The 14,343-nt window shown below is 72.9% G+C and carries 13 protein-coding genes; all 13 read left to right on the forward strand.

What is annotated here, in order from left to right:
* The first annotated feature begins 131 nt into the window (after positions 1 to 131).
* The 13 genes from AC0680_RS04915 to AC0680_RS04975 all read left to right on the forward strand — a co-directional run bounded on the left by AC0680_RS04915 (position 132) and on the right by AC0680_RS04975 (position 14,234).
* Positions 132 to 653 carry a DUF2617 family protein gene (locus AC0680_RS04915; protein ID WP_384424008.1) on the forward strand — a complete coding sequence of 174 codons (522 nt, stop codon included), beginning with the start codon at positions 132 to 134 and terminating at the stop codon, positions 651 to 653.
* A 268-nt stretch (positions 654 to 921) separates the two neighbouring features.
* Positions 922 to 2,640, forward strand: coding sequence for a polyamine aminopropyltransferase (locus tag AC0680_RS04920; RefSeq protein ID WP_478624930.1), 1,719 nt, complete (start codon positions 922 to 924; stop codon positions 2,638 to 2,640).
* Between the two features lie 132 nt (positions 2,641 to 2,772).
* The gene (locus tag AC0680_RS04925; protein ID WP_478624931.1) at positions 2,773 to 3,636 is read left to right on the forward strand and encodes an SRPBCC domain-containing protein; all 864 of its coding nucleotides are present in this window, start codon (positions 2,773 to 2,775) and stop codon (positions 3,634 to 3,636) included.
* Between the two features lie 415 nt (positions 3,637 to 4,051).
* Positions 4,052 to 4,906 carry an aldose epimerase family protein gene (locus tag AC0680_RS04930; RefSeq protein WP_478624933.1) on the forward strand — a complete coding sequence of 285 codons (855 nt, stop codon included), beginning with the start codon at positions 4,052 to 4,054 and terminating at the stop codon, positions 4,904 to 4,906.
* A gap of 10 nt (positions 4,907 to 4,916) precedes the next feature.
* On the forward strand, positions 4,917 to 5,459 hold the full coding sequence (gene pyrE, locus AC0680_RS04935; RefSeq protein ID WP_478624934.1) for an orotate phosphoribosyltransferase: 543 nt from the start codon (positions 4,917 to 4,919) through the stop codon (positions 5,457 to 5,459).
* Positions 5,460 to 5,674: 215 nt separating this feature from the next.
* On the forward strand, positions 5,675 to 6,697 hold the full coding sequence (gene fbaA / locus AC0680_RS04940) for a class II fructose-bisphosphate aldolase (RefSeq protein WP_478624935.1): 1,023 nt from the start codon (positions 5,675 to 5,677) through the stop codon (positions 6,695 to 6,697).
* 87 nt (positions 6,698 to 6,784) lie between these two features.
* The gene (locus tag AC0680_RS04945) at positions 6,785 to 8,179 is read left to right on the forward strand and encodes an MFS transporter (RefSeq protein ID WP_478624936.1); all 1,395 of its coding nucleotides are present in this window, start codon (positions 6,785 to 6,787) and stop codon (positions 8,177 to 8,179) included.
* Between the two features lie 531 nt (positions 8,180 to 8,710).
* On the forward strand, positions 8,711 to 9,124 hold the full coding sequence (locus AC0680_RS04950; RefSeq protein ID WP_384424002.1) for a DUF3151 domain-containing protein: 414 nt from the start codon (positions 8,711 to 8,713) through the stop codon (positions 9,122 to 9,124).
* Between the two features lie 148 nt (positions 9,125 to 9,272).
* Entirely contained in the window at positions 9,273 to 10,115 is an 843-nt protein-coding gene (locus tag AC0680_RS04955) for a tryptophan 2,3-dioxygenase family protein (protein WP_478624938.1), read from the forward strand.
* The gene (kynU, locus tag AC0680_RS04960; protein WP_478624939.1) at positions 10,108 to 11,370 is read left to right on the forward strand and encodes a kynureninase; all 1,263 of its coding nucleotides are present in this window, start codon (positions 10,108 to 10,110) and stop codon (positions 11,368 to 11,370) included. Before AC0680_RS04955 ends, kynU begins: the two co-directional genes overlap by 8 nt.
* A complete protein-coding gene (locus tag AC0680_RS04965) occupies positions 11,367 to 12,128 on the forward strand; it encodes an alpha/beta hydrolase (RefSeq protein ID WP_478624941.1) in 762 nt (253 codons plus the stop codon). Before kynU ends, AC0680_RS04965 begins: the two co-directional genes overlap by 4 nt.
* An 85-nt stretch (positions 12,129 to 12,213) precedes the next feature.
* Entirely contained in the window at positions 12,214 to 13,581 is a 1,368-nt protein-coding gene (locus AC0680_RS04970) for a sensor histidine kinase (RefSeq protein WP_478624942.1), read from the forward strand.
* Entirely contained in the window at positions 13,578 to 14,234 is a 657-nt protein-coding gene (locus AC0680_RS04975; protein WP_478624943.1) for a response regulator, read from the forward strand. The genes AC0680_RS04970 and AC0680_RS04975 overlap by 4 nt, the downstream gene beginning before the upstream one ends.
* Positions 14,235 to 14,343 lie beyond the last annotated feature (109 nt).

Below are 14,343 nucleotides of genomic sequence, written 5' to 3' on the forward strand. Positions count from 1 at the left end.
TTCCCTCTTCATAGAGAATCCCCCACGTTCTCCGATCCCACGTGGGCACGAGCCGGCGGGCAGACGTGCATCCCTGATCCTTCTCGGGCGGGCCGGCCCACCATTCCACTGCGTGCTTGCGGAGCCGACCCATGCTCACCACTTTGACGACGGCGTACACCGATACCCGTGCATCCGACCTGGCCTGGGCGCTGGGCAGGGAACCCCTGCCGGCCCTCGCCGTTCTCGACCTCCAACTCCACGGCGCCCAGGTGCAGTTGAGACTGCTGGGCGCCTCTCACCAGGTGCTTCTGGAGGAGGAGCACGGCACCTGTTCCGAGACGGTCGCCTGTATGCCGGGCAGCAGCACCCCGCTGCCGCTCGGTGTGGCGAAGCGCCTGGGGGACTGGGAGTACGAATTCGCCGCGCATGTGGAGACGCTCTCGCGCGGCTCGTTCGCGGGCCGCGCGCAGGAACTGCTCGCGCTGGTCGCCGAGCATCCGCACGGTCTGGCCGGTACGTTCCCCGGCTCGCCGCACGCCTTCACCGCGATGCTGGCGCAGTGTCAGCAGGGGCAGGTGCGCTGGCGGACCTGGCACGCGTATCCGCAGGAGGGCCGACTGGTGGCCACCCGTACCCGCGTGGGCGTACGCGCGGCGGTCGCGGCGGTCTAACGGGGCACCGGCGGAAGTGACCAGACGGGTCGGCGTCGCCGGCGGTCGCAGGGGAGCCGGGGGCGAAGGGTGTGGCGGCCGTCGGGAGTGCGCGCCCGGGGCCCTGAGGTGCGTTGGGGCGCGTGCAGCGTTGTGTGCGCCGGGCGCGCGGCGCGGGAGCCTTGAGCTGCCCCACGCATCGACATCGCCCCAACTGACGCGTGTAGCCCGCAGAGTGCACTCGTGTGGGTGACCTAGGGGCGTCGAATCGTCACGTAGCGTTCATTTCATGATCGACCCGCCAGAGTCCGCTTTTACCGGCGCCCTCGGGCCGCCGGAGGCCATGACACCGGCGCGACTTCCCGTGCCGGCCGGGCTCGGCAGGCTGCTGGTCCTCGCCGTGGTCTTCGTCTGCGCCGCCTGCGGCCTGGTCTACGAACTCGAACTGGTCGCCCTGGCGACGTACTTGGTCGGCGACTCGGTCACCCAGGCCTCGGTCGTCCTGTCCGTCATGGTCTTCGCGATGGGCGTCGGCGCGCTGCTCGCCAAGCGGATGCGCTGCCGGGCGGCGATCGGCTTCGGCGCGGTCGAGGCCGGCCTCGCGCTGGTCGGCGGCTGCTCCGCGATGGCGCTCTACGCCTGCTTCGCGTGGTACGGCCAGTCCCGCTCCGTACTCGTCGGCTTCTCCCTGGCCATCGGCGTGCTGATCGGCGCCGAGGTGCCGCTGCTGATGACGCTGATCCAGCGGGTCCGCCGGCAGGACGCGGGCGGCGCGGTCGCCGACCTGTTCGCCGCGGACTACGTCGGTGCGCTCGTCGGCGGACTGGCCTTTCCCTTTCTGCTCCTGCCGAGCCTGGGCCAGCTGACCGGCGCGCTGGTCACCGGCGCGGTCAACGCGGCGGCCGGTGGCGTGCTGGTGCTGTGGCTGTTCCGCCGCGATCTGACCGCCCGCGCCCGCTGGGTGGTGTTCGGCATCAACGTCCTGGTGCTCGCGCTGCTGGCCGCGGGGGTGTTGCTGGCCACGCCGTTCGAACGCGCCGCCCGCCGGGCGGTGTACGGCTCGTCGGCGCGGGTGGCGGTGCAGACCGGAGTCCAGGAAGTGGTGATGACCGGTGGCACGGGGCCCGTCGTCGGTGCGGGGCGGGGGAGGAAAGGTTCCGGCCAGCCGCTGGAGCTGTATCTGGACGGGCGGTTGCGGGTCAGCGCGGACACCGAGTTCCGCTACCACGAAGCGCTGGTGCATCCGGCGCTGGCGGGGGGACCGCACGCCCGGGTGCTGGTCCTGGGCGGTGGCGACGGCCTGGCGGTGCGCGAGATCCTCCGCCATGGCGGGGTCCGCTCGGTGACCGTCGTCGAACTCGACCCCGGCGTCGTGCGGTTGGCGCGCACGGACCCCGGACTCTCGCGCCTCAACCAGCACTCGCTGGACGATCCGCGGGTGCGTGTGGTCACCGCCGACGCCTTCGAGTGGCTGCGGCGGCACGGTGCGCACGGCCGGCCCCCGGAGCCGTACGACGTCATCGTCTCCGATCTCCCCGACCCCGGGATCACCGCCAGCACCAAGCTCTACTCCCAGGAGTTCTACGGCCTGGCGGCGCGGGTGCTGGCCCGCGACGGGCGGCTGGTGGTGCACGCCGGGCCACCGGTCACGCGGCCGCGGTCGTACTGGACGGTGGAGACGACGATGCGGTCGGTGGGCCTGGCGACGGTCCCGTACCGCCTGTCGGGCCGCCCCGCGGATTTCTCCGGCGGCCCGGACCGACTGGGGGGACCGGCCCGGTCGGCGGCCGTGGAGGCGCCCGCCACCGCCCCGTCGCCCGGCGGGCCGCAGTACTGGGGCTTCGTACTGGCCGCCCGGCGCACCCCGCGGTTCGTGCGCGCGTCCGATGCGCCGCATCTGGGGGGTCTCACCGTCGACGAGCTGCTGGCCGGCCGGAGCGGGGCGACCCGGGCCAGGCTGTCCGGACTGCCGGCGTCGACGCTGATGCACCCGCGGTATCTGGACTGATGCGACGGGCCACCGTGCGCGCGGGCGAAGGGCGGACCGGCGGGCCCGGGAGAGGGCGGGCCCGACGCGCACAGCGCCCACACCCGCCAAGGGGTCCCCTCGGCGCCGGAGAAGGAATTAGGCTCCCATGTCATGGAGCATGAGGTGTACGTTCCGTTTCCCGTCGGGACCGTGCGGCAGGCGCTCACCGAGCCGGAGCGGGTGGCGCGCTGTGTCCCGGGAGTCCAGCTCGACGCCGACGCGGCCCCGCACTGCCCCGAGGGCCGGCTGCGGCTGCGCATCGGAAGCTCCACCATCACCTACCGCGGCACGCTGACGGTCAGCGGCGCCGCGGACGACAGATCCGGCGAGGACGGCGCACCCGCCACGGTGACCGTGGAGGCGAAGGGCACCGAGGCGCGGGGCGACGGCGCGGTCGTGCTGACGCTGGCCGTACGCCTCTCCCCGGCCACCGAGCCCGGCCCCGGCACGACCCTGGCCTGCGCCGGCACGCTGCACAGCGACGGCCGGCTCGCCGAGGCCAGCGACCAGGCCGCCCGGTCCGCGGGCCGTCGGCTGCTGGACCGCTTCGCGGAGAACCTGGCGGCGGATCTGCGGCAGCGGCCGGTGGCCGACGCCGACGACTCCGACCGGCACGGCGTGTTCGACACCGAGGTGCCGCCGCCCTCCCTCGATCCGCTCAGCGACGAGGACGCCACCGGGGCGGCGGACGACCTGGCCGCGGAGGGCGCGGCGCAGGACCCGCACCCCGAGCACGCCTACGGCGAGGACGCGGACGGTGCCGCCCCCGCGGAGGCCGCGCACGCCCGCCGGACGATGATCGGGCGCAGCGCGGAGGAGGTCGACCACGCTCCGCCCCGCGGACGCTACGCGCCGGTGCCCGCACCCGAGACGAACAGCACCTCGGCGACCCTGCGGTGGGCGGCCCCGGCCGCGGCGGTCGTCCTGGCGTCGGCGGTGGTGGTGGGGCGCGTGCTGCGGCGTCGGCGCGGGTAGCCCGTTCGCTGCGCTTGGCTGGCTTCCCACGTTTTCGGCTTTCCCGCCGTGGGGGTTTCGCTTGGTTCGCCTGCGGCGGGCTGGGTGCCGCTGCGCGGGGCGTTTTCGGCAGCGGGTGCGGCCCTCCGGACTCCGTCCTGCGGTCCGCCCCCTCCCGTGGGAGGGGGGAAGGAGACCGGTGGGGCTGGGCGTCAGCGTTCGTGTGCCGGTAGTCGACGGAGCAGGTGTGGCCCCACCGGCCCGTCTTCCCACCCACCACGGGAGGGGACAGACCGTAGGACGGAGTCCGTAGGGCTGTCACCGCACCCGACAAACCACCGCCCGCCGCAGGCGCTACGGCGAACAACACGCACGGCGCCGCAGCCGACGACGTGGGAAGCAGGCCGAGCGCAGCGAAACATGGGAGGGTCGGACCGTGAGCACCGACAACCCCACTCAGCCCGCGCCGCAGGCGGCGGGCGTGCGGCTGGCGGCCGGGGCCGCCGAAGTGACCGTTCAACCGGACAACGGCTGCCGCATCGGCAGCCTCCGCGTCGGCGGTACGGAGCTGCTGCGGCAGGGCACCCACTACGGCTGCTTCCCGATGGTCCCGTGGTGCGGCCGGATCGAGAACGGCCGGTTCCGCAATGGCGGGGAACTGCACCAGATGCCGGTCAACGCCGCACCGCACGCCATCCACGGCACCGGCCGCAACCTCCGCTGGCGCACCGCGCGTTCGAGCGCGACGCAGGCGGTCTTCACCTACGACCTCGCGGACCCGGCTGCTCCGTGGCCGTACCCGGGGCAGGTCACCCAGCTCGTCGAACTGGCCGAGGACGGCGGTTCGCTCACCCTCACCATGGGCGTCGAGGCGGCCGCCGACTCCTTCCCGGCGCAGGCCGGCTGGCACCCCTGGTTCCTGCGCAATCTGGGCGAGGGCGGTGAGGACGCGCAGCTCGACTTCGCGGCGGAGTGGCAGGAGGAGCGGGGCGCCGACCACCTCCCGACCGGGCGGCGGATCGTGCCGAAGCCGGGGCCCTGGGACGACTGCTTCGGCATGCCGCGGGGCGTCGATGTCACGCTCACCTGGCCGGGCCGTCTGGAGCTGAGGGTCACCAGCCGCGCCGAGTGGGTCGTGGTCTACGACGAGCAGGAGGCCGCGGTCTGCGTCGAGCCGCAGTCCGGGCCGCCGAACGGCCTCAACACGCTGCCGCACCTGGTCACCCCCATCGACCCCCTGGAGATCTCCACGACGTGGAGCTGGCGGAGCCTGTCCCCGGGCACCGCCTAAGCTCATGGGCATGAGTGACGACGTGCGCGGCGACCTGCTGCAGCAGATCAAGGACAAGGCCGTGGTGCACGGCAAGGTGACGCTTTCCTCCGGCAAGGAGGCCGACTACTACATCGACCTGCGCCGGATCACCCTGGACGGCGAGGCCGCGCCGCTGGTCGGTCAGCTGATGCTGGACATCACCGCCGATCTTGATTATGACGCGGTGGGCGGGCTGACGCTCGGTGCCGATCCGGTCGCCACCTCGATGCTGCACGCCTCCGCCGCCCGCGGCCGCCGGCTGGACTCCTTCGTCGTGCGCAAGGCCCAGAAGGCGCACGGCATGCAGCGCCGTATCGAGGGCCCGGACATCAAGGGCCGCCGGGTGCTGGTCGTCGAGGACACCTCCACCACCGGCGGCTCGCCGCTGACCGCCGTCGAGGCGGCGCGCGAGGCGGGTGCCGAGGTCGTCGCGGTCGCCACGATCGTCGACCGTGGCGCCGCCTCGGCGATCGCCGAGGCCGGGCTGCCTTATATCACGGGCTACCAGCTCGGTGACCTCGGTCTGGGCTGAGGACTGCCAAAGGGCCACGAGAGCCGGTACGTGCCGCTCTGACCTGCGCCTTTGCTGAGGGGTGCGGTGTTTCACGTGAAACACCGCACCCCTTTCGCATGACGGCCGGATGGGCGATGTGGAGCTGTCGGCCGAGTCTGGAAAGATGTGGCCCGGCGAAGTCCTCGCCTGGTCAGGGCCAAGAACGCACACCCGCATACACAAGGAGCGGACAGATGCCCATCGCAACCCCCGACGTCTACAACGAGATGCTGGACCGGGCGAAGGCAGGCAAGTTCGCCTACCCGGCCATCAACGTCACGTCGACGCAGACGCTGCACGCCGCGCTGCGGGGCTTCGCCGAGGCCGAGAGCGACGGCATCATCCAGATCTCCACCGGTGGTGCGGAGTTCCTGGGCGGCCAGTACAACAAGGACATGGTGACCGGTGCCGTCGCGCTCGCCGAGTTCGCGCACGTCGTCGCGGCCAAGTACGACATCACCGTCGCGCTGCACACCGACCACTGCCCCAAGGACAAGCTGGACGGCTACGTCCGCCCGCTGATCGACATCTCCGCGGAGCGGGTGGCCAAGGGCCAGAACCCGCTGTTCCAGTCGCACATGTGGGACGGCTCGGCCGAGAACCTGGCCGACAACCTGGCCATCGGCCAGGAGCTGCTGGCCAAGGCCTCCGCTGCCAAGATCATTCTTGAGGTCGAGATCACCCCGACCGGTGGCGAGGAGGACGGCGTCACCCACGAGATCAACGACGAGCTGTACACCACGGTCGACGACGCGCTGCGTACGGCCGAGGCGCTCGGTCTCGGCGAGAAGGGCCGCTACCTTCTCGCCGCCTCCTTCGGCAACGTCCACGGCGTCTACAAGCCGGGCAACGTCGTGCTCCGCCCCGAGCTGCTGAAGGACCTCCAGGAGGGCGTCGGCGCCAAGTACGGCAAGGCCGCCCCGTTCGACTTCGTCTTCCACGGCGGCTCCGGCTCCACCGAGGAGGAGATCGCCACCGCGCTGGAGAACGGCGTGGTGAAGATGAACCTGGACACCGACACCCAGTACGCCTTCTCCCGCCCGGTCGCGGACCACATGTTCCGCAACTACGACGGCGTGCTGAAGGTCGACGGCGAGGTCGGCAACAAGAAGACCTACGACCCGCGCAGCTGGGGCAAGCTGGCCGAGGCCGGCATGGCCAAGCGGGTGACCGAGGCCTGCGCCAACCTGCGCTCCACGGGCACCAAGATCAAGTAGTCCCGTACGGCTCCAAGGCCCCGCATCTTCCCGGAGGTGCGGGGCCTTCGCCGTGCGCGGCTCCCTGCCGCCGGGCAAGCTCGCCGTATGAGCGAACGGCATGGGTCGCAAGCCCCCGGCGGGGTCCGGCTGGCCTCGGCGCAGGGTCGGTGGGTGCTGACCACGGCCGTGCTGGGCTCCGGCATGGCGCTGCTCGACAGCACGGTCGTCAATGTCGCACTGCCGAGGATCGGCGAGGACCTCAACGCGGATCTGGCGGTCCTGCAGTGGACCGTGACCGCGTACCTGCTCACGCTCTCCTCGCTGATCCTGCTGGGCGGGGCGCTGGGAGACCGCTACGGGCGGCGTCGGATCTTCGTGATCGGCGTGGTCTGGTTCGCCGCGGCCTCGCTGCTGTGCGGCCTCGCGCCGGGCGCCGGGGTGCTGATCGCGGCCCGGGCGCTGCAGGGCGTCGGCGGGGCGCTGCTCACGCCCGGCTCGCTGGCGCTGATCCAGGCCGTCCTCCACCCCGACGACCGGGCGCGGGGCGTCGGCGCCTGGTCGGGCCTCGGCGGGGTGGCGGCGGCGGTCGGCCCGTTCGTCGGTGGCTGGCTGGTCGACGGCCCCGGCTGGCGCTGGGTGTTCTTCCTGAACGTGCCGCTCGCCGCGGTGTGTGTGCCGGTCGCGCTGCGGCACGTACCGGAGACCCGGGAACGGGACGCCCCAGAGCGCGGCGGCTTCGACGTACGGGGCGCGGTGCTGGGGGCGCTGGCGCTGGCCGGGGTGACCTATGCGCTGATCGCCGCGCCGGGCCGGGGCACCGCGCCGGGCGTGCTGGTGCCCGCGGCGGCCGGGGTGCTGCTCGGGGTCGTCTTCGTGCGCGTCGAAGGGCGCCGTGCCGATCCGATGCTGCCGCCCGCGATCTTCCGCATCCGGCTGTTCTCCGCCATCAACGTGGTGACGGTGTGCGTCTACGCCGCGTTCAGCGGGTTCTTCTTCCTCTCCGTCCTCCAGCTGCAGGTCGTGGCGGGCTATTCGGCGGTACAAGCGGGTACCGCGCTGCTGCCGACGACCGTGCTGATGCTGCTGCTCTTCGCCGATGTGCTGCCCGCGATGGTGGTGCTCGGTGCGGGGATGGTGACGCTGGTCGCGCCGCTCACCGCGACCGTGCTGGCATCGGTGGACGTCGACCGGGCTGGCCTGGCCAGCGGTATCAACAACGCGGCGGCGCGGGCCGCGGGCCTGATGGCGGTGGCCGCGCTGCCGCTGCTGGCGGGCATGGGCCCGGAGGCGTACCGCTCGGCGGAGGAGTTCGCGGCGACGTTCCGGCGGGCGATGCCGTTGTGCGCCGGCGTGCTGGTGGCCGGCGCACTGATCGCCTGGTCGACGGTCCGCCCCGCGGTCCTACGGGGCCCTGAGCCGCCCCCGGAGAAGCGGTGCCACCCCGAGTGCGCCTACCACTGCGGGGTGAGCGCACCGCCGCTGGATCCGGGGGATCGCTAGTCCGCCGGTCCGCTGCGCTTTGCTGCGGCCCACGTTTTCGGCCTTCCCGCCGTGGGCGTTGCTCGCCGTTTCGCCTGGCGGCCCTTTCGCTGCGCTTTGCTGCGGCCGACGTTGTTGGCTTTCGCGCCGTGGCGCCTGCGGCGGGCGGTTGTTCGTCGGGTGCGGTGACAGCCCTACGGACTTCGTCCTACGGTCTGTCCCCTCCCGTGGGTGGGTGGGAAGACAGGCCGGTGGGGGCTGGCCCCCTCACTCGACTACCTGCACACGAGGGCTGACGTACACCCCCACGGTCTTCTCCCACCCACAACGGGAGGGGGCGGGCCGGAGGGGTAGGGGTGTGGGACGTAAAGCGCAGCAGTCCCACACCCCTACCCCGCAGGCCCGTCACCGGCAGCCGAACAGCCCCGCGCAGCGGAATCCGCCCGCCGCAGGCGCAACGGCGAGACGAGGCACGGCGGGAAAGCCGAAAACGTGGGAGGCGGGCAAAGCGCAGCGGAAGGGCCAAGCGCAGCGAAACGCGATACTGGTCCCATGGCCATTCACGAGAACCTGCTCGGGGGACCGCCCCCGACCCATCTGCCCGACGACCCGGAGCCCCGCGAGCTGCTGGCCGCGGGCACCGCGCCGTCCGATGTCGCCGCGAAGTACCCGACCTCCTGCCTGGCCTGGGCGCAGCTCGCGGACGACGCCTTCGCGCAAGGCCGGGTCGTCGAGTCGTACGCCTACGCCCGCACCGGTTACCACCGCGGTCTGGACGCGCTGCGCCGGGCCGGCTGGAAGGGCCACGGCCCGGTGCCCTTCGAGCACGAGCCCAACCGCGGCTTCCTGCGGGCCCTGCACGCCCTGGCCCGCGCCGCCCAGGCGATCGGCGAACAGGACGAGTACGAGCGCTGCACGACCTTCCTGCGCGACTCCTCGCCGACCGCGGCCGACACCCTCTCCTGAGCCGTGACCTGGCCCGCCTGGCTCTCTGACCAGGCGGGCCTTGCCATCTGCGGGGACCATTGCGGAAGATGCCCGGTGGGGACCGGGGCCCCCGTGCCGGCATGGCAGGGGCGGACCGCTACCCGGAGTACGTTTCGAGGAGACAGCGATGTCCCACGAGGTAACCGGCGGGGCTCAGGAGCCTGAGACCCCGAACCTCGACTTCGCAGGTACCACCCCGTACGAGGACTACGTCCAGGCGGACGTTCTCACCCACCTCCAGCACCCGCTCTCCGAGGACCCCGGCGAGATGGTCTTCCTGGTCACCACGCAGGTCATGGAGCTGTGGTTCACCGTCATCGTCCACGAGTGGCAGACCGCCGCCGCGGCGCTGCGCCGCGACGACCTGACGGTGGCGATGGACGCGCTGCGCCGCTCGTGCCACGAGCTGGAGGCGCTGAACGCGGCCTGGAAGCCGCTCGCCAAGCTGACCCCGGCGCAGTTCAACGCCTACCGCAGCGCGCTCGGCGAGGGCAGCGGGTTCCAGTCGGCGATGTACCGGCGGATGGAGTTCCTGCTCGGCGAGAAGTCCTCGTCCATGCTGGTGCCGCACCGCGGCGCGCCCCGGGTCCACGCCGAGCTGGAGAAGGCCCTCCAGGAGCCGAGCCTGTGGGACGAGGTGCTGCGGCTGCTCGCGCGCCGCGGCCATGCCGTCCCCGAGGCCGTACTGCGGCGGGACCCGGCGCAGCGCTACGAGCCGGACCCGGCCGTCGAGGCGGCCTGGGGCGAGATCTACGCCGGTCCGCAGGAGTCGGAGCTGGTCCGGCTCGCTGAGGCGCTGACTGACGTCGGCGAGCTGGTGTGGCGCTGGCGCAACGACCACCTCGTCGCGACCCGGCGGGCGATGGGGGCGAAGATGGGAACAGGCGGTTCCGCGGGTGTGGCCTGGTTGGAGAAGCGGGCCCGCAAGAACGTCTTCCCCGAGCTGTGGACGGCGCGCAGCCATGTCTGAGACTCCCCGCACCTCCGGCGGCGCCGGCGAGCGCGAACAGGCCGTCCGCGCCCGGCAGTTGGACGCCGCCGATCCGCTCGCCGCGATACGCGACCGCTTCACCCTCGACGACACGGTCTACCTCGACGGCAACTCCCTGGGAGCGCTGCCCCGCGCGGTGCCCGGCCGGATAGCCGAGGTCATCGGCCGCGAGTGGGGCGAGCTGCGCATCCGCTCCTGGACGGAATCCGGCTGGTGGACCGCGCCCGAGCGGATCGGCGACAAGATCGCCCCGCTGATCGGGGCGGCCCCCGGCCGGGTGGTGGTCGGCGACTCGACCAGCGTCAACATCTTCAAGGCCGTGGTCGGTGGCGTCCGGATGGCCGGGAAGGGCTGCACGGAGATCCTGGTCGACGCCGCGACCTTCCCGACCGACGGCTATATCGCCCGGTCCGCGGCCCGGATGACCGGTCTCGCGGTGCGGCCCGTGGAGCCCGCGCGGATCGCCGACGAGGTCACCGAGCGGACCGCGCTGGCGCTGGTCAACCACGTCGACTACCGCACCGGCGAGCTCAACGACCTGCCCGGCATCACCCATGCGCTGCACTCCGCGGGCGCGCTCGCCGTCTGGGACCTGTGCCACAGCGCCGGCGCCCTGCCGGTCGGCCTCGACGCGCACCACGTCGACCTCGCCGTCGGCTGCACGTACAAGTACCTCAACGGCGGCCCGGGGTCGCCCGCGTACCTCTACGTCCGCGAGAGCCTCCAGGAGCGGTTCGAATCGCCGCTGCCGGGCTGGAACTCGCACGCCGACCCGTTCGCCATGGACCCCGCCTACGCTCCGGCGGACGGCGCGGCGCGCGGCCGGGTCGGGACCCCCGACATCCTGTCGCTGCTCGCGCTGGAGGCGGCGCTGGAGGCCTGGGACGGGGTCGCCATCGAGGACGTCCGCACCAAGAGCCTCGCCCTGACGGACTTCTTCCTGGAGTGCGTCGGCGCCTACGTACCGCCGGGCCGGGCCCGGTCGGTCACACCGGTGGACCACCAGCGGCGCGGCAGCCAGGTGTCGCTGGCCTGCTCGGGTGCCGGCGCGGTGATGGAGGAGCTGATCCGGCGCGGGGTGGTCGGCGACTTCCGCCGGCCCGACGTGCTGCGCTTCGGCTTCACCCCGCTCTACACCTCCTTCGCGGAGGCGGAGCGGGCGGCGTGGACGCTCGGCGAGGTGCTGGGGGCGCTGCCCGGGGGCGAGCCGCGGGCGGCCGGAGCGGGCGGGTGAGCGTGCCGGACGAGGAGACGGCGCTGCTGGGGCTCGCCCTGGTGGCGCCGGACCGCACGGTGGCGTACGGGCCGCATCCGGACCAGATCGTCGACTTCTACGGGCCGCGGGCGGGCGCGGACACCCCCTCGGGGGCGCCCGGTCCGCTGGTGGTGCTCCTGCACGGCGGGTTCTGGCGCGCGGCCTACGACCGCCGCCATCTGTCGCCGCTCGCCGCCGAGCTGGCCGGGCGGGGGCTGCCGGTGGCGCTCGCGGAGTACCGCAGGGTCGGTGCCGGGGGCGGTGCGCCGCAGACGTTCGAGGACGTCGCGGCGGCCGTCGAGGCGGCGGTGCGCGAGGTACCCGGCGCCGCGGGCGTCGTCCTCGTGGGGCACTCCGCGGGCGGCCATCTCGCGCTGCTGGCCGCCGCCCGCCCCGGCACCCCGGTGACCCGGGTGATCGCCGTCTCGCCGGTCGCCGATCTCGCCCGCGCCCATGAGCTGCGGCTGAGCAACGGCGCGGTCGCCGAGCTCCTGGGCGCGGGCCCCGGGCTCCCGGAGCGCCTGGCCGCCGCGGACCCCGCCCGCCGCCCGCCACCGGGCGTCCCGGTCACGATCCTGCACGGCGCCGATGACGACGATGTCCCGCTCGGCATCTCCCAGCGCTACGCGGCGGCGCACCCGGGCGGTACGGACCTGCGCGAGCTGCCCGGCGTGGGCCACTACGCGCCGGTCACGCCCGGTACGCCCAGCTGCCGCCTCCTGGTCGCGCTGTTGTGACCGCCGGGTAGTACTTGAGACGGACCTCCGGAGATCCCCACTGGTGGGGACGCCCGGGGGCCGGTCTCTGCTTACCGTTGTCAGCGTGAACGAGAAGACCCAGACGCAGAGCACCCTGCGTTCCGAGGCCCGGATAGCTCATGGCGCGCTGCACCGGCTGCGCCAGGACCTGTTCGTCGACGCCTTCGCCTTCCGCCCGATGCCGCCGCTGGAGGACGCCAAGGTGTCCCGGTGGGTGCCCTGGCTGCCCGAGCGGATCCGGCACTGGGCGCGCTGGCTGCCGCACTTCATCGTGGTCGGCTTCGCGGTGCTGGTCTTCCTGGCGACCTTCGCCATGAGCTACGACATCGGCCCGCTGCGGGGCCTGCTGGTGACGGGCTACTGCCTGCTGGTGGCCGCCCCGCCCGCGCTGACGCTCTTCCGCCCGGTGGGGGCGTACTGGATCTCGTTGTTCGCGGTGGTCGCGGGGTGGTTCGTCACATCGGCCTTCTCCCCGTACGGCAGTCCCTTCGGTGATGCGGCCTTCCCCGTCCATCTGGCCGTGATGGCACTCGTGGTGCTGCGGACCCGGCCGCGGCTGGCGATGGAGATGTGGCTGGTCACCTTCGGTGTGACCGGCGTGCTGTCGGTGTTCAGCGGAAACGGTGCGGGCGATGTGCCGCCGGTGGCGTTCTTCTCCGGCCTGGTGCTGATCGCCGCCGCGGCGGTGCGCGCCTGGCGCGAGGAGCGCCGGCAGGTCGTCGAGACCCAGACCGCCACCGCCGAGGAGCGGTCCCGGCGCACCCTCCTGGAGGAGCGCGCCACCATCGCCCGCGAGCTGCACGATGTGGTCGCGCACCACATGTCCGTGATCGCCATCCAGGCCGAGGCCGCCCCCTACCGGGTCGAGAACACCCCGCCGGAGCTCGCCACGTCCTTCGCCACGATCCGGGAGAACGCCGTCGCCGCGCTCACCGAACTCCGTCGCATCCTGGGCGTGGTCCGTTCCGAGGACCCGGACGCCTTCGCCGACGGCGCCCCGGAGGCCCCGCAGCCGACGCTCGCCAGCCTCGACTCGCTGCTCGACAGCGTCCGCGGCGCGGGACTGACTGTGGAGGCCGTGATCACCGGCGCGCCCCGGCCGCTGCCGCAGGGCGTGGAGCTCTCCGCCTACCGGATCGTCCAGGAGGCCCTGAGCAACGCGCTGCGCCACTCGCCGGGTGCCGACGCCCGGGTGGAGATCTCCTACGTCCTGGGCGGGATCGGCCTGCGGATCATCAACGGCACCCCGAGCCGGCTGGCCAAACCGTCCCCGGGCGCGGGGCACGGCGTGCTGGGCATGCGCGAGCGGGTACAGATGCTGGGCGGCGAGATGACCGCCGACCACACCGAGGACGGCGGCTTCGAGGTCGCCGCGTTCATCCCGGTGTCGAACGCGGCGGGGGAGACCACGCCCAAGGGGAGCGGCGCATGATCCGGGTACTGATCGTCGATGATCAGGTGATGGTCCGCGAGGGCTTCTCCGTCCTGCTCAACGCCATGCCGGACATCGAGGTCGTCGGCGAGGCCGTCGACGGGCGCCAGGCGGTGCGCAAGGTCTCCGTCCTCAAGCCCGATGTCGTCCTGATGGACATCCGGATGCCGGAGATGAACGGCCTGGAGGCGACCCGCGAGATCGTCGCGGCCAACGCGGACGCCAAGGTCCTGGTGCTGACCACCTTCGACCTCGACGAGTACGTGTACCAAGCGCTGCGCGCCGGAGCCAGCGGCTTCCTGCTCAAGGACGCCTCGGCCGGCCAGCTCGCCGAGGGCGTGCGCATCGTCGCCTCCGGTGAGGCGCTGCTCGCCCCGACCGTGACCAAGCGCCTGATCTCCGAGTTCTCCCGCCTGGGCACCCCGCGTGCTCCCGCCCAGGAGCGCATCGCCGATCTCACCGAGCGGGAGACGGAGGTGCTGGTGCTGGTGGCCCAGGGATTGTCGAACGGTGAGATCGCCGAGCATCTCGTCGTCGCGGAATCCACGGTCAAGACGCATGTCAGCCGCATCCTGGTGAAGCTGGGGCTGCGCGACCGCACGCAGGCGGCGGTGTTCGCGTACGAGGCGCGACTGGTGACGCCCGGGGGTTGAGGTTCGCCGTCCACAGGCTGTGGACAAGAAGGTGCGCCGCCGGAGTCCGCTACGGCTCCGGCGGCGCACGGATGTGGGGGCGGCGGTTTCACGTGAAACCGCCGCCGGG

Source organism: Streptomyces sp. NPDC043738 (assembly GCF_056436545.1).